The organism is Terasakiispira papahanaumokuakeensis (genome assembly GCF_001709345.1).
In the GTDB taxonomy this organism is placed as follows: Bacteria; Pseudomonadota; Gammaproteobacteria; order Pseudomonadales; family Halomonadaceae; genus Terasakiispira; species Terasakiispira papahanaumokuakeensis.
The window spans coordinates 3872360-3889927 of sequence record NZ_MDTQ01000001.1 but is presented as its reverse complement, the minus strand read 5'-3'; the positions used below and the strand labels follow the sequence as shown (position 1 = coordinate 3889927).

The 17568-nt window shown below is 52.7% G+C and carries 18 protein-coding genes and 1 pseudogene; 8 read left to right on the top strand and 11 right to left on the bottom strand.

Translation table 11 applies throughout. The features are described from left to right. The 7 genes and pseudogenes from BFW38_RS16985 to BFW38_RS18540 all read left to right on the top strand — a co-directional run. On the top strand, window positions 1-1185 hold a 1185-nt coding region (locus BFW38_RS16985), incomplete at its 5' end, for an RHS repeat-associated core domain-containing protein (protein ID WP_139116709.1). Beyond that, on the top strand, window positions 1172-1462 hold the full coding sequence (locus tag BFW38_RS16980) for an immunity 53 family protein (RefSeq protein WP_068999997.1): 291 nt from the start codon (window positions 1172-1174) through the stop codon (window positions 1460-1462). The genes BFW38_RS16985 and BFW38_RS16980, both read left to right, overlap by 14 nt. Window positions 1463-1491: 29 nt before the next feature. Continuing rightward, on the top strand, window positions 1492-1698 hold the full coding sequence (locus tag BFW38_RS16975; RefSeq protein WP_068999996.1) for a DUF2283 domain-containing protein: 207 nt from the start codon (window positions 1492-1494) through the stop codon (window positions 1696-1698). Between the two features lie 102 nt (window positions 1699-1800). Next, a complete protein-coding gene (locus tag BFW38_RS17800) occupies window positions 1801-2166 on the top strand; it encodes an RHS repeat-associated core domain-containing protein (protein ID WP_084004740.1) in 366 nt (121 codons plus the stop codon). A 1-nt stretch (window position 2167) separates the two neighbouring features. Beyond that, window positions 2168-2404, top strand: a pseudogene (locus BFW38_RS18545) (polymorphic toxin type 47 domain-containing protein); the annotation flags it as partial. Between the two features lie 47 nt (window positions 2405-2451). Continuing rightward, window positions 2452-2880 carry a hypothetical protein gene (locus tag BFW38_RS16965; protein ID WP_218186444.1) on the top strand — a complete coding sequence of 143 codons (429 nt, stop codon included), beginning with the start codon at window positions 2452-2454 and terminating at the stop codon, window positions 2878-2880. Between the two features lie 201 nt (window positions 2881-3081). Then, window positions 3082-3315, top strand: coding sequence for a transposase (locus BFW38_RS18540; protein WP_084004738.1), 234 nt, complete (start codon window positions 3082-3084; stop codon window positions 3313-3315). 290 nt (window positions 3316-3605) lie between these two features. Here BFW38_RS18540 and uxuA read toward each other — a convergent pair whose 3' ends face one another. From uxuA to BFW38_RS16905, 11 genes are all read right to left on the bottom strand, one after another. Then, a complete protein-coding gene (gene uxuA / locus BFW38_RS16955; RefSeq protein ID WP_068999994.1) occupies window positions 3606-4823 on the bottom strand; it encodes a mannonate dehydratase in 1218 nt (405 codons plus the stop codon). 46 nt (window positions 4824-4869) lie between these two features. Next, complete coding sequence (locus BFW38_RS16950) at window positions 4870-6369, bottom strand: mannitol dehydrogenase family protein (protein ID WP_084004737.1); 1500 nt, start codon at window positions 6367-6369, stop codon at window positions 4870-4872. Between the two features lie 5 nt (window positions 6370-6374). Beyond that, on the bottom strand, window positions 6375-7655 hold the full coding sequence (locus BFW38_RS16945) for a TRAP transporter large permease (RefSeq protein WP_068999993.1): 1281 nt from the start codon (window positions 7653-7655) through the stop codon (window positions 6375-6377). A gap of 1 nt (window position 7656) precedes the next feature. Beyond that, entirely contained in the window at window positions 7657-8241 is a 585-nt protein-coding gene (locus BFW38_RS16940) for a TRAP transporter small permease (RefSeq protein WP_068999992.1), read from the bottom strand. 65 nt (window positions 8242-8306) lie between these two features. After that, window positions 8307-9275 carry a TRAP transporter substrate-binding protein gene (locus BFW38_RS16935; protein ID WP_068999991.1) on the bottom strand — a complete coding sequence of 323 codons (969 nt, stop codon included), beginning with the start codon at window positions 9273-9275 and terminating at the stop codon, window positions 8307-8309. Between the two features lie 78 nt (window positions 9276-9353). Further along, complete coding sequence (locus BFW38_RS16930) at window positions 9354-10376, bottom strand: Zn-dependent oxidoreductase (protein ID WP_068999990.1); 1023 nt, start codon at window positions 10374-10376, stop codon at window positions 9354-9356. Between the two features lie 19 nt (window positions 10377-10395). Continuing rightward, the gene (manD, locus tag BFW38_RS16925; protein WP_068999989.1) at window positions 10396-11607 is read right to left on the bottom strand and encodes a D-mannonate dehydratase ManD; all 1212 of its coding nucleotides are present in this window, start codon (window positions 11605-11607) and stop codon (window positions 10396-10398) included. After that, window positions 11604-12341 carry a GntR family transcriptional regulator gene (locus BFW38_RS16920; RefSeq protein WP_068999988.1) on the bottom strand — a complete coding sequence of 246 codons (738 nt, stop codon included), beginning with the start codon at window positions 12339-12341 and terminating at the stop codon, window positions 11604-11606. The genes manD and BFW38_RS16920 overlap by 4 nt, the downstream gene beginning before the upstream one ends. Window positions 12342-12602: 261 nt before the next feature. Continuing rightward, window positions 12603-13472, bottom strand: a complete 870-nt coding sequence (locus BFW38_RS16915; RefSeq protein ID WP_068999987.1) for an NAD-dependent protein deacetylase — start codon at window positions 13470-13472, stop codon at window positions 12603-12605. Between the two features lie 22 nt (window positions 13473-13494). Further along, window positions 13495-13830 carry a zinc ribbon domain-containing protein YjdM gene (locus tag BFW38_RS16910; protein ID WP_068999986.1) on the bottom strand — a complete coding sequence of 112 codons (336 nt, stop codon included), beginning with the start codon at window positions 13828-13830 and terminating at the stop codon, window positions 13495-13497. A gap of 142 nt (window positions 13831-13972) precedes the next feature. Continuing rightward, window positions 13973-16144 carry a malate synthase G gene (locus tag BFW38_RS16905; RefSeq protein WP_068999985.1) on the bottom strand — a complete coding sequence of 724 codons (2172 nt, stop codon included), beginning with the start codon at window positions 16142-16144 and terminating at the stop codon, window positions 13973-13975. A gap of 366 nt (window positions 16145-16510) precedes the next feature. Here BFW38_RS16905 and BFW38_RS16900 point away from each other — a divergent pair, with 366 nt between their 5' ends. Then, complete coding sequence (locus BFW38_RS16900) at window positions 16511-17527, top strand: alpha/beta hydrolase (protein ID WP_068999984.1); 1017 nt, start codon at window positions 16511-16513, stop codon at window positions 17525-17527. Window positions 17528-17568: the final 41 nt, after the last annotated feature.

The following is a 17568-nucleotide window of genomic DNA, read 5'->3' as shown; positions in this document are numbered from 1 at the left end:
ATCGATCTTGCCATGGTTCACCTCATCGTAGCGTATAACATTCTTGAGGTGTCCACTGTTACTGGGCAGGATCAGTACGCCCAAGCCCCAGCCGCAGGGGATTCGGTAAAAGCCCACACCAAAGCTGAATACGGCTACGACGCCCTCGGCCGCCGCGTCTGGAAACAAGTCGAAATTGATGGGCAAGCGCCCGAACTGACCGTTTTCACCTGGGACGGCGACCTGCTACAAAGCGAAACCCGCTTCGAAGGCGACATTCACCAGCCGGTCCGCAGCCGCCCACCGGGCCTTATTCCTGAAACCCCCCGGCGGAAATTTCCACGGCCGATCGCCCAACAGGTCCACACCCTCGACGCCAGCGCCTTGGTGCCGACCCATACCGCGACCTATTTATACGAGCCAGACAGCTTCATCCCCCTGGCCCAACTGACCGCAGGCTTCGACCACACCGCCCTGGCGGCCACCGGCACCGACCGGCAACCCCTGCGCTGCTATCAAGCGCAAACGGCCACACTTTACTACTTCCAGACCGACCACCTCGGCACCCCACAAGACATCACCGACACTGAAGGCCGAATCGTCTGGAGCGGCCAATACCGCGCCTGGGGCCAACTCGCCCAAGCCCACAACGGCCAAGGCGAAAAAGCCCACATCCACAACCCCTTTAGATTTCAAGGGCAATACCACGACCGCGAAACCGGCCTTCACTACAACCGGTTTAGGTATTACGATCCTCGTATTGGCAGATTCACCACCCAAGACCCCATCGGCCTCATGGGCGGTGAAAACCTCTACCAATACGCCCCAAACCCGACAGGCTGGATTGATCCCCTGGGGTTGAGTAAGCAATGTTGTGGGGGTGGTCGAGTTGAAAAAGATGGAATTACAGGTCGTTTTACACCAATCGATGATGCAAGTGGGCCTCATTCTGTTTATCGAAGACATGGTGGCACTAAAGAGATCACCCACTACATAGAATACGATAAACCAACACACCCTAAAGATCCCAGAAAGCGGGTTGAACAAAAGAGATATGATGGAGGAGAGTCTCCATCACACTTCAACAAGGTCACTAAACAGACAGTGGAAACTCCACATGTCCATGAATCCGGCACCCCAGGGGGGGGGTTAGATCTGCAAATTCAGATGAGATACCCAAGAGACCATAATTATGTCATCAATTGAACTATTACAAAATTGGTTTACTGAACAGTGCGATGGAGAGTGGGAACATGAACATGGAATTAAGATTGAAACATTAGACAATCCAGGGTGGAAAATCGTTATACCTCTAACTCAAACTAAGCTTTGTAATAAAAACTTTACTAGCATCGACATTGAACGAGGAGCAAATGACTGGGTATTTTGTGAGAAAAAGGATTTTAATTTTTATGGCTATGGCGGCAGTAAAAACCTACCAGAAATTATCATGCATTTTATATCTCTCTCTCAGTCGAAATAATTTTTTAAAAATGATTATTCAAAATCCTCATGCCACAAGAACCTATTCAATTAAAAGTCAGTGAAGACGATGACGAAATGGCATACTTGTTTTTACCCGACCACCCCAAACAGACAATACCGGGGATAGTCAAAAAGCAAACAAGACTATCAGATTTAATCGATGATTATAAAGAACCTGGTATCTACCTTGATTTCAATGCAGATGACACAATAATAGGAATTGAAATAACTTGAAAACTGGATTCTATTGTATTAATCCAGAGTCTAAAATTTTGCAATTAAATCTCCCCTAATCGTTTAGTGTTCCGAGGATTGTGTGGAGGCATCTAAGCGTCAATCTTATGGAGCGGCCAATACCGTGCCTGGGGCCAACTCGCCCAAGCCCACAACGGCCAAGGCGACAAAACGCACATTCAAAACCCCTTTAGATTTCAAGGGCAATACCACGACCGCGAAACCGGCCTTCACTACAACCGCTTTCGCTACTATGATCCCCGCATTGGCAGATTCACCACCCAAGACCCCATCGGCCTCATGGGCGGCGACAACCTCTACCAATACGCCCCCAACCCAACAGGATGGATCGACCCGCTGGGGTTGAGTAAACAATGTTGTGGGGTGGGAGCGCACTTTCGGGTAAAAACTGGAGTTTTGACTCACAAAAAGACGTGGATATGCGTGGAACGGGGCAAATCACCATGATGCATTAGATGTTGCATTTCAACGTACAGGTGTACCAAAAGATCAGTTTGAAGTGACAGAATGGGGAAGAGACATCAACGGGAAGAGTATTCCTGTCGAATATAGGGCCCAAAGTGGGGCATCAGTTAATATGGATATTCCTTCCCTGAACAATATCAAAACTAATGGAGATCTTGGAGAGGGCCCTCATCAACCTCATATTGTTTACCAAACACCGGGAAAAGTAGAAAAAGAATAAGAGGTCATATTTTTATAGATAACGTACCTTCCACAAGGCGGTGAAATATGAGTGATGCAGAAGAGTTGATGAACGCAAGTGAAACCCATGGAACAAAATCTAACCTTATCACAGGGAAAGATGCATCAAACTACATAGAGAGTGTTTTAAAAAAGTTCAAACCATTTAAAACAACTGGACACTTATCGATAGGAAAAGATTCAAAGTCAATAAAGACAGAGGAGCATGAGTTCTCATACTCAAAAAAACTCTCCAAAGGGGCTGCATATATTTTCTTTGATCAGGAAAGCAAAGATAGAAATACGTTGGTCATCATAGAAGAAGGCAGTCAACTTTGTAATATCATGGAAAATGCTTATGGAATGGAATACTTTTTATCCAACAAAGAGTTAGATTACTTAATAGCTGTCAACTGGTACGCGATTGAAGGGGCTGGGCTAGCAAAAAATTGGTTCTCAGAATTAGCAAAAGAGTAGACTTAACTTAAAGACTAGTATTATTTGGAGGGTGTTCATATTTCTGTGTCACCCGGTGCGTAGAGATCCACGTAGTCGTCGATACGACGTTCGAGGTGGGTGTTCAGCGATATCCAGCATTGCCGAACAAATAAAATTAATAAGTTTTATTACCCCCTATGTGTCAGCGTAGTTGTCACCTGATGATTTCAAAGGACAACCATGCCCCATTACTCACCGGAACGTAAAGAAGCCACTCTCCAGAAGATGGCACCTCCTCACAGTCGGACAGTCGCCAAGTTGGCCAACCAGGAAGGCATCAGTACCGCGACCTTGTACAATTGGCGTAAATCTGCCAGAAAACGAGGTGCCGTTTTGCCATCCAACTCAGCCTCGCCCGATAAATGGAGTAGCGAGGAGAAGTTCCGCATTGTTTTGGAGGCCGCCCCCCGATGACGACGGGCTCGATCAGGATGAGCACAAAATCTTGCTCAAAACCGCTAACGCATTTCTTCGCTTGCCAGCAAGCTCCCACAACCCTTCGATGAATCTCAGAACTTTCTGTCGGCACCTGCTGGCAGGCGATGGTGTGAAGGTCTGCGATGACGCCACGATGAAGCCGGGTGGGTCAGTGAAATCCAACAAGGCTGATATGTCTATTTCCCTCTCAACGGAGACAGCTCTATCCCCTGAAACAGCTCTCATTGGCATTTCAGGAATATTCTCGCCTCTATCCGGTCGTCATTTTATTGGTTCAGCAAGTCATGGAAGTGGCTTTGGTTTCGGTATTTGATCAGGTGTCTCATCGCCACTTCGACACCACGAAGTTCGGCCAATCCTCGCAGGCGTCCATAGAGCGGGTAGCCGGGGGCGGTGGCACGGAGTGTGTCATCCAAGATATGGTGGCCGTGATCCGGGCGAACAGGTAATCGTGCACCGCCTTCAACTTCACGCCGCTGTTCCTCTTCGATCAGTGCCTGTATCACGCCGACCATATCAGCATCACCCGCCAAGTGTGGCGCTTCATAAAAGCTGCGCGAGTCTTCGATATCACGCTGTGTCGAGCGCAAGTGAGCGAAGTGGATGTGCGGCCCGAAGTGGCGCGCCATAGCGACCAAGTCATTATCTGCACGCACGCCGTATGACCCTGTACAGAAGGTGATGCCATTGGCCTGGCAGGGGACACAATCGATGATCCACTGAGCATCTTCCGGGGTCGAGACAACGCGCGGTAGCCCCAACAATGGGCGCGGCGGATCGTCAGGATGAATCGCCATGCGGATGCCGACGTCTTCAGCCACAGGCATCACCGCACGGAGGAAATAGCCGAGATGCTCACGAAGGCGGTTAGCCTCAATGTGGGCATAGCCACTCAGGGCCTTTCGGAACTGTGCCAAGGTGTAGTGCTCTTCGGCACCGGGAAGCCCTGCGAGCAGGGTTGCAACGAGCTGATCTCTACCACGCTCATCTAGCGAGTCAAGATACTCTCTGGCTTTGATCTGTTCGTCCTCAGTGTATTCGTCTGGGGCTTCTGGGCGCTCAAGCAGGTAGAGGTCGAAAGCGGCCAAAGCCGTCTGATCGAAACGCAACGCCTGTGCGCCGTCTGGTAGCTCATAGTGAAGATCAGTACGCGTCCAATCGAGCACTGGCATGAAGTTGTAACAAACAGTGTCGATACCGCAGGCGGCAATGTTTCTGAGCGTTTGGCAATACATATCAATCAGTGCGTCGCGCTCTGGCAGTCCTCTTTTCACCGCTTCGGGCACAGGCACGCTTTCAACCACTGACCAACTGAGTCCCTCGGCTTCGCACATCGCCTTACGCGCTTGGATCGCTTCAACCGGCCAGACCTGGTGGTTGGGTATCTCGTGAAGCGCAGTGACAATACCGGTTGCCCCCGTCTGGCGAATTTCGTTGAGTTGGATCGGGTCATTAGGGCCAAACCAGCGCCAAGTGTGTTCCATGCGATTGATCTCCTGATCTCAAAGACTTGCTCTCAAAGACTGGGCGTTACCATTCAAGGTTTGCCAACGCTTGCTCAATGCCGTGTTCGGTCAAAGTGCGATAGGCATCACATACTTGATGCTTGAAGCCCTGGTGTTGGGCTATCGACCGAGGCACAACGGCTTCCAACGCGAAAAAAGCGTCGATGAGCGCACCATCGTCTTTGTTCGCCTGATGAATCGAGGCAAACGTCTCACTCAGTGGGTCATCGACCTTAAACATCTGCCCGGAGAGAGTCGTTCCGGCGGTATAACGAATCCAGCCTGCCAAGCCCAGTGCCACACAGGCCGTGCTGTGCCCTGAGGCTAAGTTCGCCTCGGCGACCTGTAGCCAGCGCTGAGGCAGTTTTTGGCTGCCATCCATCGCAATCTGATGAAGACGATGTCGCAGACTGTCGTTAGCAAAGCGAGCCAGAAGCGACGCCGCATAAGCATTCAAATCAACCTCATCGGGCATAACAAGCGTTGGCGTCACCTCGTAGCCCATGTAACGCCTCAACAAACGCCTGAACGGTTCACGCGAAACGGCATCAAACACCGTGTCGATATCGGCCAGCGCCCCGAGGTAAGCCAATAGCGAGTGACTACCGTTCAACATACGGAGCTTCATCGTTTCAAATGGTGCGACATCCGAGACCATCGTCACGCCTTCAACTTCCCAACTTGGGCGACCCATGGGGAAGTCATCTTCGACAACCCATTGCGAGAAAGTCTCACATACCACGGCATTAGGATCATCGAGGCCGAGCCGCTTGAGCGCCGCGAAATCCTGATCAGTCATGGCAGGCACAATCCGGTCGACCATGCTGCTGGGAAAGGCAACGTGATGGGCAATCCAGTCAGCCAGAGCCGCATCCTGGATACACGCAAGTTGTATGACGGCGTGACGGGTACGTCGGCCATTATTCGGCATGTTATCGCAGCAGAGGACGGTGAAGGCGTTGAGACCCGCAGCTCGACGACGCTTAAGTGCTTCGACCAAAATCCCCGGCGCGGTACGCGGGAAGCTCGGATGGTTGATATCGGCTTGAATCATCGGGTCGTTTTGTAACAGTTCACCACTGGAAGGGTTAAGAAAGTATCCCTTTTCGGTGACGGTCAATGTCACTATACGCGTATTGGGCGCACTCAGGCGTGCCAGCAATATATCGAGATCACGCCCCCATGCATGATCGGAGCCCTGCCCAGTGAATAATGCCTCTTCAATAACACCCACTTCACGCAGGGTCACCGTCTCGCTGTTCTGGTATTCGGCGACGTGATAGCGATCTTTCGCGTCATTGAGCCTATCCACTAAACTCACGCCACGACGCAGATTCGCCGCACTCACCCCCCAGCTCAGATCACCAGTCCGACTGCGATAGCGTTCGAGATAAACGGCTTGATGCGCACGATGAAAAGCCCCCAAACCTAGATGGACGATCCCCATATCCGCTGAAATCGCCTGATGAGTTGAGGGGGCAGCATCAGTGGCAGTAGGCGCAGCGCTGAATCGTGTTATCTCCATGAGCACTAGTCTCCCATCAACAGATTAGGCAACCAGAGCGAAAGCGCGGGGATGAAAGTCACAAGCAGCAGGACCGTCAGGTTGCAGAAGATGAAAGGCATAATCGCCCGCGCGACGGTCAGCATGGGCAACTTGCCGATCCCGGAGACCACGAACAGGCAAACCCCCACGGGTGGCGTGGTCAGGCCGATCATCAGGTTGAGCACCGCAATCACGGCAAAGTGCACCGGATCAACCCCCACCCCCGTCGCCACACCCACCAACGCCGGAAAGAGAATAATCAACGCCGCGATGGTTTCCATAAAGGCGCCGACGAAGAGCAGAATCGCGTTTAGAATCAACAGTACAATCAGTGGATTCTCACTGATTGACAAGATTGTGCTCGCAATCATTTGGGGAATCTGTTCACTCGTGAGAATCCAACCAAATAAATTGGCCAGCCCCACCATCAACAATAACGCAGATGAGGTCAGCACAGTGTCAGACAAAATGCCGGGCAACTTGCGAATCGTCAGCCCTTTATAGACAAACATCCCCACGACCAGCGCATAAAGACAGGCCACGATCGATGCTTCGGTTGGGGTAAAGAAGCCGCCGATGATCCCGTAAAGAATGATCGCCGTCATGAGCAGAGCCCAGAATGCGGTCCTGGCTTCGCTCAATAACTGACGCAACGGCACTCGCTGCTCCTTCGGGTAGCCTCGCCTGACCGCCAGGATGTAGACGGTGGCCATCATCGCCCCTCCCATCAGTAACCCAGGTAGCGCGCCAGCCAGGAACATCCGGCCGACTGAAATACCGCTCAGAGAACCCGCAATGATCATCGGTACACTGGGCGGGATGATCGGCCCGACTGTCGACGAGGCGGCAGTCACAGCGGCCGCAAAGGGTTTGTCATAGCCTGAACGCGCCATACCGGGAATCATCACAGAACCGATACTGGCCGAATCCGCCACAGCCGTGCCCGAGATCCCCCCGAAAATCATCGACCCACCGACGTTAGCCAGCCCCAAGCCCCCACGGATATGCCCCAACAAGGCATTGGAAAAGCGCACGATATATTCGGTGATATTGCCCACGTTCATCAAATTCCCGGCGAGAACGAAACCTGGAATACAGAGGAGCACAAAGGAGTCGATACCCGCGAACATGCGCTGAGGAATGATGGTCAACGAAATGCCTTCCAATAACACATAGGACAAGGAGGCAATCCCCAATGAAAAGGCAATGGGCATGCCCACCAACAGCAACATCAGAAAGAGGCTAAACAGGATAATGACGCTCATGTCAGACCTCCCGTTCGGCACAAGCATCAACTGGGATACAGAACGCGATCAGGCTCTCAATCAAACCTAGCGCGCTGTATAACAGCAATAAGCCAAAAGTGACCACGGTGGAAAAGAAGACATACATCATCGGCACATCCAATGTCGGTGATGTCTGCCAGACGCCATTCTGAGCGTACTGCCAAGCGTAGGGCGTCACGAGAGAGGCAAAGAGACCGATCAACACATAGAGGCAAGCTTGAATAAACGCTTTTGCACGAGGTTTCAGCAAGTGATGAAACAGTTCGACACTGACATTGCGGTGACGACGTAACACACTGCCCGCCGAAAGTGCGACCATGTAAATGAACAAATAACGGGAAAATTCTTCGGTCCAGGAGACGGGAAAGGGCAGCAACAGTCGTGCCACCACTTGCAGCAATACGGTCGCGGCAAGCACCAGCAACGTCAATGTCGCCATCCCCACCAACGCTTTGTCGAGCCAGTCAAACAGTCGTCCCAGCGGCCCTTGTAGCCGAGGAAGCGAGGCCATCGCCTCGAGATCTTCCAACGCGGCATGTTCGAGTGCCTTGTGATCCGAGCACATAGGAAACCCTCTAACAAAGTGTGAAGGGACGTGTACGATCGACACATCCCTGACAACCGCAGTGATTAAAGGTCTTGAATTGCTTCGAACAGTTCGCGCTGATCATCATCAAGCGCTTCGAGCACGGCGGGACGAACAGCTTCCGCAAAGGCCTCGATATCAGGCTCGATGAACGTCATGCCTCGACGCTTAAGCGACTGCACTAGTCGCGCCTGATCCTCATCGAATAATGTCGCCTCATAGCGCTGCATCTCTTGAGCGGCATCACGGACCACCCGCTGTAGGTCATCGGGCATACTGTCTAACTTCGAACGGCCGATCACCACATAGATCCAGCTCCGGACGTGGCCGGTCATATTGACGTATTGCTGCACCTCGTTGAAGCTAGCGCTCTCGATCAGGCTCAACGGATTCTCCTGACCTTCAATTGTGTTCTGCTGCAACGCGGTAAACACTTCACTGAACGCCATGGGCGTGGGACGCGCACCGAGGGCTTCCCAGGTATCAACGAAGAGAGGCACATTGGGCACCCGTAAACGCAGGCCATTGAGATCGTCCGGGATTCGAATAGGCCGGTTCGAGGTCAGCTCGCGGGGGCCACGCTCGAACCATGCCAGCGGTACCAGGTTGGCACGCTCAATAATCTGTGCCTCAATCTGAGCGCCGATATCACCATTAACCGCCGCATGGAGCTGCGCCGAATCACGAAACGCATAGGGCACGGCCATCATCGCGGCTTTGGGCGCCCAATTTTGCAAGCTTTCGCCGGTGATGGTCATGTCTGCCGTGCCCAACTGAATGCTATTAATGACCTCCATTTCGCTACCAAGCTGCTCATTGGGGAATAGACGCACTTCAATCCGGCCATTGGACTGGGCCTCGACGTTCTCTTTGAACTTCTCAGCGGCTTTGTGCCAGATATTGTCCTCGTTCGCTAAATGCCCAAATCGCAGCGTAAAGTCGGCGGCCATCAGCGGAGTGCTGCTGATCAAAGCGACGCCCAAAATGACTCGGGTGATCAATGTCTTGAACATCATATAACTCCTGCACAGTGACTGTTATTTGTTATGGGTTACCGCAACCGTGCGGTCGTGCATGGGAGAGGTACGACGTCAGGCACCGATATCGATCAGTACCTTGCGTGTACTTTCGGGGTGACGCTCCAGTAATTCGATGGCATCAGGCATCTCTCTTAATGGCAGTCGATGGCTCACCAGTGCCAGCGGATCAAGTTGCCCATCACGTATCAGGGCCAGCACTTCTGGAAACTTGCGGTTGTTGAGGCGTGAGCCGACCAATGTCAGTTCTTTTTTGATCACCTCGAGCTGAACCAACTCACTCGGCGTCGCACTGAACCCCAGGAGTCCAATACGCCCAGCGGGAGAGGCCAGGCGTAACATCTGCGGCAGCAAGGCGGGCACACAGGCCGCATCGGCAATGAGAGGGACGCCCTCGCCATGCGTCAGGGCGAGAATGCGGGATTCGACATCGTCATGGGTACCGTTTAAGACGTGCGTGGCGCCCAGCTCACGGGCCACCGCCAAACGCTCGTCGATCACATCGGTCACAATGATCGTGTCCAGGCCCATCGCTCGCGCCATCTGCAGTAAGGTCAAGCCAATCACGCCCGCACCCAGAATCAGCAACGCATCCCCCGGGTGGGGTTGCATGCGGTCCAATACATTGGCCGCAATGGTGTAAGGTTCCACTAACGCAGCCGCATCAAGACCAATGTGGTCGGGTAGCCGATGGATATTGTCAGCAGGCACAACGACACTACCCCCAAACCCACCATTACGATGCACACCGATCACCTCAAGTGCGCTACAAACGTTAGGTCGACCGATACGACACGGGTAACACTGGCCACAGCTGATCACTGGATCAACGCACACCCGACTGCCAACCTCGACACCACTCACCCCTGGACCAAGGCGCTCGACAGTACCGGCGAACTCATGGCCCGTGATACGCGGGAATTGCACGAAGGCATTGTCCCCATGGATGATGTGCATGTCCGACCCACAGATACCGGCAAAAGCGACGCGAACACACACCTCACCGTCCCCTGGCTCAGAGGGATCCATATTGACGAGGTGGTAGTCATGAGGTGCCTTGACTTCAAATGCCTGCATGATTTGCTCTCCATTTCATTTACCAATGCCATAGCGTGCCATCTTCCAGCCGGTTGACCGGCAAACTGGCCCGTTTGTAGGGGAAAGATGCGGCCAGTGTTTCGTCAATATCGACGCCGTGTCCCGGCTGCTCGCCAGCAATGAAGTCACCCTCTTCCAGGCGATAGTCATGAGGGAAAATTGCATTGGTTTGTGCGTTGTGGGGCATGTATTCCTGAATGCCAAAGTTCGGCACCCACGTATCAAAATGGATGGCCGCCCCCAGGCAAACGGGTGACAGATCAGTCGGCCCATGAAACCCCGTACGAACCTGGTAGAGGCCTGCCAAGTCAGCCAAACGACGCACGTGAGTAATGCCACCGGCGTGGGTCAAAGTGGCACGAATGTAGTCAATCCACTGGTTTTCGATCAGCACCTTGGCATCAAACAAGCTGTTGAACACTTCGCCCACAGCCAGGGGGGTGGTGGTGTGCTGACGCACCAAGCCGAAGCTTTCCTGATGCTCTGCTGGAACACAATCTTCGAGCCAAAACAGGTGATAAGGCTCCAAGGCCTTGCCAAGCCGAGCCGCTTCTATCGGGGTCAGACGATGGTGGACATCGTGCAGAATATGCAGATCATCGCCGAAGCGCTCACGCACAGCAGCAAACAAATTAGGAATATGGTTCAGGTACTTATGGGTGCTCCAGACATGCTCCGCGGGCAGGTCCGCATCGGCCGGCTCATAAGGTTCACCTGCCTGCTTAGCCACGCCATAGATACTCTCGATACCCGGTACGCCAGCCTGTACCCGGACCGCCTTATAGCCCTGTTCGACGTGGCGTGACACTTCGTCCAAACAAGCTTCAATATCACGACCGGTCGCATGGCCATAGACCATGACCCGCTCGCGACTTTTCCCGCCCAATAGCTGATAAAGCGGCATCCCTGCCAGTTTGGCCTTGATATCCCAAAGGGCCATATCCACCGCCGCAATGGCACTCATGGTGACAGGTCCGCGACGCCAGTAAGCACCCCGATACAAATAGTGCCAAATATCCTCGATACGTTGTGGGTCACGCCCAATCAAGGCGGGAATAACATGCTCATCAAGATACGCCACCACCGCCATTTCTCGGCCGTTCAGTGTCGCATCACCAATGCCATAGGTGCCTTGATCGGTGACGATTTTCAGAGTCACAAAGTTACGCCCTGGCGAGGTCACAATGGTATATGCGTGCGCTATCTTCATTGATTAGCCTCTTCGATGAGTGATGTCGTTTCCATTGCTTCAAACATCTCAGGAAAGCGCTGTACCAAATCCGGTAAGGAGATAAAGATTTCACACAAGTGACGCCGCATGGCTTGTTCTGCCGTGGCGACATTGCGCGCTTCAATCGCAGAGACGATGCTGTTGTGCTGCTCAATGAGCCGTGCAATCGGCGTTGCATCAGGCACACTCAGATAGCGTACCCGGTCCATCTGGGTACGAACGTCTTCGATGACCTTCCATGCGGCATGCTGCTCGACGCCTTGAGCCAATGTGCGGTGAAAGGCTTCATCCAGCCGATAAAAACGTTGATAGTCATGCGGCTCAATACACTGACGCTGGCCGTCAATCAGTTGATGTAATTCATCGAGGAGGGCATGGGATAACCCTTTGCTGGCCGCCTGACGAACAATCGCCACCTCTACAGCCTCTCGGACAAACCGCGCTTCGAGCACGGCTTTTTGAGAAATTTTGACCACGTAGGTCCCCCGCTGGGGGCGAACCTCGACTAAGCCCGCCTCAGAGAGCCGGATAAACGCTTCACGCACGGGTTGGCGACTCACTGAAAAGCTGTCGGCCACTTCTTTTTCAGAAAGGGCCTGACCCGGCACCAGAACGCCTTGCACTATCGATTGGCGCAACACCAAATAGAGGCGCTGACGGACAGGGTCACTGGGTGAGGTTTCTTCCCATAGCGTTTGTAGTGGCATATTCATAACAAAGAGATTTCCCTTTACATGACCAACGGCTGGCCTGACTGACCCGACTAGTATGGTAGTATGGTTATCAAAGAGAAAGCCTAGAATCGCTATACTTTGGTGGTATCCACCACAACGCTCAATCAGACCTTTAAGACCAGAAAATCCCAGCAAATCGGAATAGGCTACAAATCACCATGATCAGAAAAGGATCCCAATGAGTCTGCTGGAGAGAAAAGAGAAAGGAGAAGAAAAGGCGAAAAACGCGATATTAGAGGCTTACAGACCCAGCTGCGTCAAAGCCGCGTCCAATACCGGGGCAAGAGGCGCATTAAGTTTGAGACTGAGCAGTGCGTCGGCACGGGTCACGCCGAGGTTCAATGAGGCAATCGGCAGGCCTCGCTCATGCGCCAGTCGACAAAACCGATACCCCGAGTAAACCATGAGAGATGTGCCGAGAGTGAGGAGTGCTTCAGCGTTGTCGAGGGCCTCACGCGCTTGACGGGCACGGGCAACAGGGACAACGTCACCATAAAAGACGACATCGGGTTTGAAGAGTCCGCCGCATCGAGCACAATTGACCACTTGAAATGATGAGAAGTCGACATCTTCCAAGTCGGCATCACCATCGGGCGCGACAGTGGCTGTCATGGCCGCAAAATCAGGATTACAGGCAGCCATTTGTTCATGCAGGGCATAACGCATCATACGATGGCCACAGTTCATGCAACACACGACATCGGCGCGGCCGTGCAGATCAATCACTCGACGCGACCCTGCCCGCTGGTGCAATTGATCAACATTTTGAGTAATCAGCTGATGGATGTAACCGGCCTGCTCCAAACGCGCCAGCGCGTGATGAACGGGGCTACTGCAAGCCTGTTGCATGACAGAAAAGCCCACCAAGGCGCGCGCCCAATAACGCTGGCGAACGCTGAGATGGGTCATAAAATCGTGATGCTGGACCGGTGCACGACGTTTCCAGGCACCGGTATGATCGCGATAATCAGGAATACCACTGTCGGTACTGACCCCCGCACCGGTGATGACCAGTAAGCGGGGATGGGTCCGAATGAAATCCGCAAGTGCTTGAGCGGCAGGCTCAATCTCATGCTCTACCGTGCATGCATTATGTCGCGCGTCATTCATGCCACAATCTCTGATCGGTCGATCAGGCTTTTTTGACAAACTCGGATTTGAGTTTCATCGCCCCGACACCATCGATTTTGCAATCAATGTTGTGATCGCCCTCAACCAGTCGGATGCTTTTTACTTTGGTGCCTACTTTCACAACCGATGAACTGCCTTTGATTTTCAGATCTTTGATCACGGTAATGGTGTCACCATCCTGCAATAGGTTGCCATGCGCGTCTTTCACCACTAAGCCATCATCGTCCTCAGCCGGGGCATCGCCATTCCACTCATGGGCACATTCCGGGCAGACATACTGGATGCCATCTTCATAGGTATATTCTGAACCACAGGCGGGGCAAGCAGGTAAGCTCATGGTGAGTCCTCTGTATGATGCGCATTCAACATGCGCCAGCAAAATCCCTTACACCCTATAAGGGGAAAGCGCGCAAGCCTACACGCTTGCACGCTTTCTGCCAAGATGGATACATTACCTAAGGGTTTAATAACCCCGGCGTTTAACGGCGCTGAGCTTTAAGCTCCAAACGACGACGATGCAAGACCGGTTCGGTATAACCATTCGGCTGTTCGCGGCCTTTCAGTACCAGATCCAGCGCGGCCTGGAAGGCAATGGAGTCAGAAAAGTTCGGCGCCATGGGGGTATAGTCAGGATCGCCCGCATTTTGCTGATCAACGACAGCGGCCATGCGCTCCAAAGTTTCACGGACTTGAGCCTCAGTACAAATCCCATGATGCAACCAGTTCGCCATATGCTGGCTGGAAATACGGAGCGTTGCGCGGTCTTCCATCAAGCCGACATTGTTAATATCGGGGACTTTAGAACAGCCCACGCCTTGATCCACCCAACGCACCACATAGCCCAGAATACCCTGAGCATTATTGTCCAGCTCTTGTTGAATCTCGTCGGCAGACCAGTTGGGAGACTGAGCGACGGGAATCGTCAGAATATCATCAAGGCTAGCACGTTCACGGGATTTGAGACTTTCCTGAACTTCAGCCACATTCACTTGATGGTAATGCGTGGCATGCAAGGTCGCCGCCGTCGGGGAAGGTACCCAGGCCGTATTGGCCCCCGCTTTGGGATGGCCAATTTTCTGCTCGAGCATCGCCGCCATAAGGTCTGGCATGGCCCACATGCCTTTACCAATTTGAGCATGGCCTTTAAGGCCACAAGTTAAACCAATATCCACATTCCAGGCTTCATAGGCTTGAATCCAGGCCGCGCCTTTCATATCCCCCTTACGGATCACGGGGCCGGCTTCCATCGAGGTATGAATTTCATCCCCGGTGCGATCCAGGAAGCCGGTATTGATAAAGGCCACCCGATCACGGGCCTGCGCAATACAGGCTTTCAGGTTGATCGTGGTTCGACGCTCCTCATCCATAATCCCCATTTTCATGGTGTAGCGTTCAAGCCCCAGGACGTCTTCAACCCGGCCAAACAATTCATCAGCAAAAGCCACTTCATCTGGCCCGTGCATTTTTGGCTTCACAATATAAATACTGCCACTGCGGCTGTTACGGCGAGACGTATTGCCGATCAGGTTATGTTTAGCCGCCAAGCTGGTGACCAAGGCGTCCAAGATCCCCTCGGGAATCTCATGGCCAGCACTATCCAATACAGCCGGATTGGTCATCAAGTGGCCCACATTACGGATGAACATCAGTGAACGGCCGTGTAGGGTCAACTCGCCGCCCTGAGGATGATGATAAACACGGTCCGGGTTCATGGTTCGAGTAAAGGTTTTATCCCCTTTGCTCACAGACTCGCTGAGCGTGCCCTTCATCAAACCTAACCAGTTACGATAAGTCAGCACTTTATCATCAGCATCAACCGCAGCGACGGAGTCTTCGCAATCCATAATGGTGGTCAGTGCGGCTTCGACTAAAACATCTTTCACGCCGGCCCCATCAGTACGGCCAATGGGATGGTCACGGTCAATTTGAATCTCAAAGTGCAAGCCATTATGGCCAATCAGAATACCTGTGGGCGCATCGCTTGTTCCGGTATAGCCCATCAACTGAGCGGGGTCAGAGAGGCCTGTCACGGTGCCGTCTTCGAGGCTGACTTCTAGTTGTCCGTCCACCACCAGATATCCGCTAGCCTGAGCGTGAGAGCCCACAGCCAAGGGCGCAGATTGATCCATGAATTGACGCGCCCAGGCGATGACTTTCGCCCCACGTACAGGATTAAATTGAGCGGTTTTTTCAGCACCATCTGCTTCGGAAATCGCATCGGTACCGTAAAGGGCATCATAGAGGCTTCCCCAACGGGAATTAGCCGCATTCAAGGCATAACGCGCATTCATAACAGGGACCACCAACTGGGGCCCGGCTTGAATGGCAATTTCATCGTCGACATTGGCCGTACGCACCTGAAAGTCATCCGCTTCCGGCAGTAAGTAGCCAATTTCACGCAGAAAATCTTTATACGTATTAAGCTCAACAGGGCCGGGATGGTCTCGGTGCCAACCATCTAGCTGCGCTTGAAACTGATCACGCTTTTCCAGCAAGCGGCGATTTTTAGGTGCCAGATCAGCAATGATGGAGGCCATTCCCGACCAAAAGGTCTCTTGAGAAACACCGCTCTCAGGCAGCGCTTCATCAGTAATAAAGTCAAACAGTGTTTTAGCGACCTGTAAGTCGCCCACCTGAATATAATCCGTCATGCTGGCCTCTTTTTTTTATCAAGTGAACTGAAAACCAAGTGAACTTAAAGAAGAAAACGATTGCTCCATTGAGTCTTATCAACGGGCATTACACAACCTTTAGCGAGTCACATCCTTAAGCGATGATCTGTCCTGCCCCTGAGGAGCGGCACCTCAGAACGGTATCAGAGAATGGCGCCAGATCTACACTGGTGGGCATCCATTGTCCAAAATCGCAGTTAACAGCCCTTCACGATAACGAATAATCTTAATATTGATACACTAGCCTTTAGACGAAGATAGCCCTCTTTTCCGTGTAAACTGGGCCTCACATACGTTTGATCCCAGTAAGATAACCGCATACCGTGCAGTGCATATGGAGTGGCTATGCCGAATTTCCCGTTGATGTTGCGTTGCCGCCCTGATATTTGGGGGGCAAACTGGTTCCCCATCAATGATTGCCCTTGGCAGGACTATATCGATTTTTATCATTTATCGCCCCGTGGCGAGGCATCAGAAATCGACTACCCTCCGGTCAACGTCAGTGCGGGGTGGCTAGACACCAATGCCCCCGATCAGCCGAGATTATGGGCTCAGAGCTTCATTCCAACACGCCCCAGTGGCAGCCTGTTTCATCTCCATGGTCTTTACGATCATGGTGGACTCTACCCTCGACTACAGCGCTGGGCGCTCACGCAAGGGCTGAGTTATCACGCATTGGATTTACCTGGGCATGGTCTATCAGGGGGAACACGGATCGCTGTCTCGGACTTCAGTAATTATCAGCATGCGTTGAATCGGTGGTTGGCACAGGCGGCCCAATTGAAGCTACCTCGCCCCTGGCTTCTCAGTGGCTTCAGTACCGGAGCAGCCGTAGCATTGGATCACCTGCTTCAAGGGCCTTCGACGTTTGATCGAGTGGCCTTGCTGGCCCCTTTGGTGCGGCCAATAGGCTGGCAAGCTTCGCGGCGCTGGTTAAAGCTGTTGGGGCCTTTTATGCGCAAAATTCCACGCGGGTTCAGGGATAATACCCATGATCATGCATTCCTATCCTTTGTGCGTGAGCAAGACCCGCTACAAAGCCGTCACCTGCCATTGGCCTGGCCTAAAGCGCTGGCGCGCTGGATTGATCGGATAGAGCAACACGGGCCGGTCTGCCAGCAGCCACTCATTCTGCAAGGCGATGATGACACGACGGTCGATTGGCAGTACAACCTCAGTGTTTTACAGTGCTTATTACCTGGCGCAGACGTTAAAATTTTGCCTCATATCCGCCATCATTTACTCAATGAAGACGACACTCACGCCCCAGCGGTTTATGCCGCACTCACCGATTGGTGGCACCAGACACAGGCAGCGTCTGGCGTGGCAACAATGCATAGCGAGCAAAGCGCCTTTCTGTAAAGGCAGCTTGAGTGTGTTGAGACAGTTTGAGTGTGTTAACG

Excerpts from the sequence above, each read along its gene's own strand:
- BFW38_RS16980 (WP_068999997.1), top strand. The coding sequence starts at position 1,172 with ATGTCATCAATTGAACTATTACAAAATTGGTTTACTGAACAGTGCGAT.
- BFW38_RS16975 (WP_068999996.1), top strand. The coding sequence starts at position 1,492 with ATGCCACAAGAACCTATTCAATTAAAAGTCAGTGAAGACGATGACGAA.
- BFW38_RS16965 (WP_218186444.1), top strand. The coding sequence starts at position 2,452 with ATGAGTGATGCAGAAGAGTTGATGAACGCAAGTGAAACCCATGGAACA.
- BFW38_RS18540 (WP_084004738.1), top strand. The coding sequence starts at position 3,082 with ATGCCCCATTACTCACCGGAACGTAAAGAAGCCACTCTCCAGAAGATG.
- uxuA (WP_068999994.1), bottom strand. The coding sequence starts at position 4,823 with ATGGAACACACTTGGCGCTGGTTTGGCCCTAATGACCCGATCCAACTC.
- BFW38_RS16950 (WP_084004737.1), bottom strand. The coding sequence starts at position 6,369 with ATGGAGATAACACGATTCAGCGCTGCGCCTACTGCCACTGATGCTGCC.
- BFW38_RS16945 (WP_068999993.1), bottom strand. The coding sequence starts at position 7,655 with ATGAGCGTCATTATCCTGTTTAGCCTCTTTCTGATGTTGCTGTTGGTG.
- BFW38_RS16940 (WP_068999992.1), bottom strand. The coding sequence starts at position 8,241 with ATGTGCTCGGATCACAAGGCACTCGAACATGCCGCGTTGGAAGATCTC.
- BFW38_RS16935 (WP_068999991.1), bottom strand. The coding sequence starts at position 9,275 with ATGTTCAAGACATTGATCACCCGAGTCATTTTGGGCGTCGCTTTGATC.
- BFW38_RS16930 (WP_068999990.1), bottom strand. The coding sequence starts at position 10,376 with ATGCAGGCATTTGAAGTCAAGGCACCTCATGACTACCACCTCGTCAAT.
- manD (WP_068999989.1), bottom strand. The coding sequence starts at position 11,607 with ATGAAGATAGCGCACGCATATACCATTGTGACCTCGCCAGGGCGTAAC.
- BFW38_RS16920 (WP_068999988.1), bottom strand. The coding sequence starts at position 12,341 with ATGAATATGCCACTACAAACGCTATGGGAAGAAACCTCACCCAGTGAC.
- BFW38_RS16915 (WP_068999987.1), bottom strand. The coding sequence starts at position 13,472 with ATGAATGACGCGCGACATAATGCATGCACGGTAGAGCATGAGATTGAG.
- BFW38_RS16910 (WP_068999986.1), bottom strand. The coding sequence starts at position 13,830 with ATGAGCTTACCTGCTTGCCCCGCCTGTGGTTCAGAATATACCTATGAA.
- BFW38_RS16905 (WP_068999985.1), bottom strand. The coding sequence starts at position 16,144 with ATGACGGATTATATTCAGGTGGGCGACTTACAGGTCGCTAAAACACTG.
- BFW38_RS16900 (WP_068999984.1), top strand. The coding sequence starts at position 16,511 with ATGCCGAATTTCCCGTTGATGTTGCGTTGCCGCCCTGATATTTGGGGG.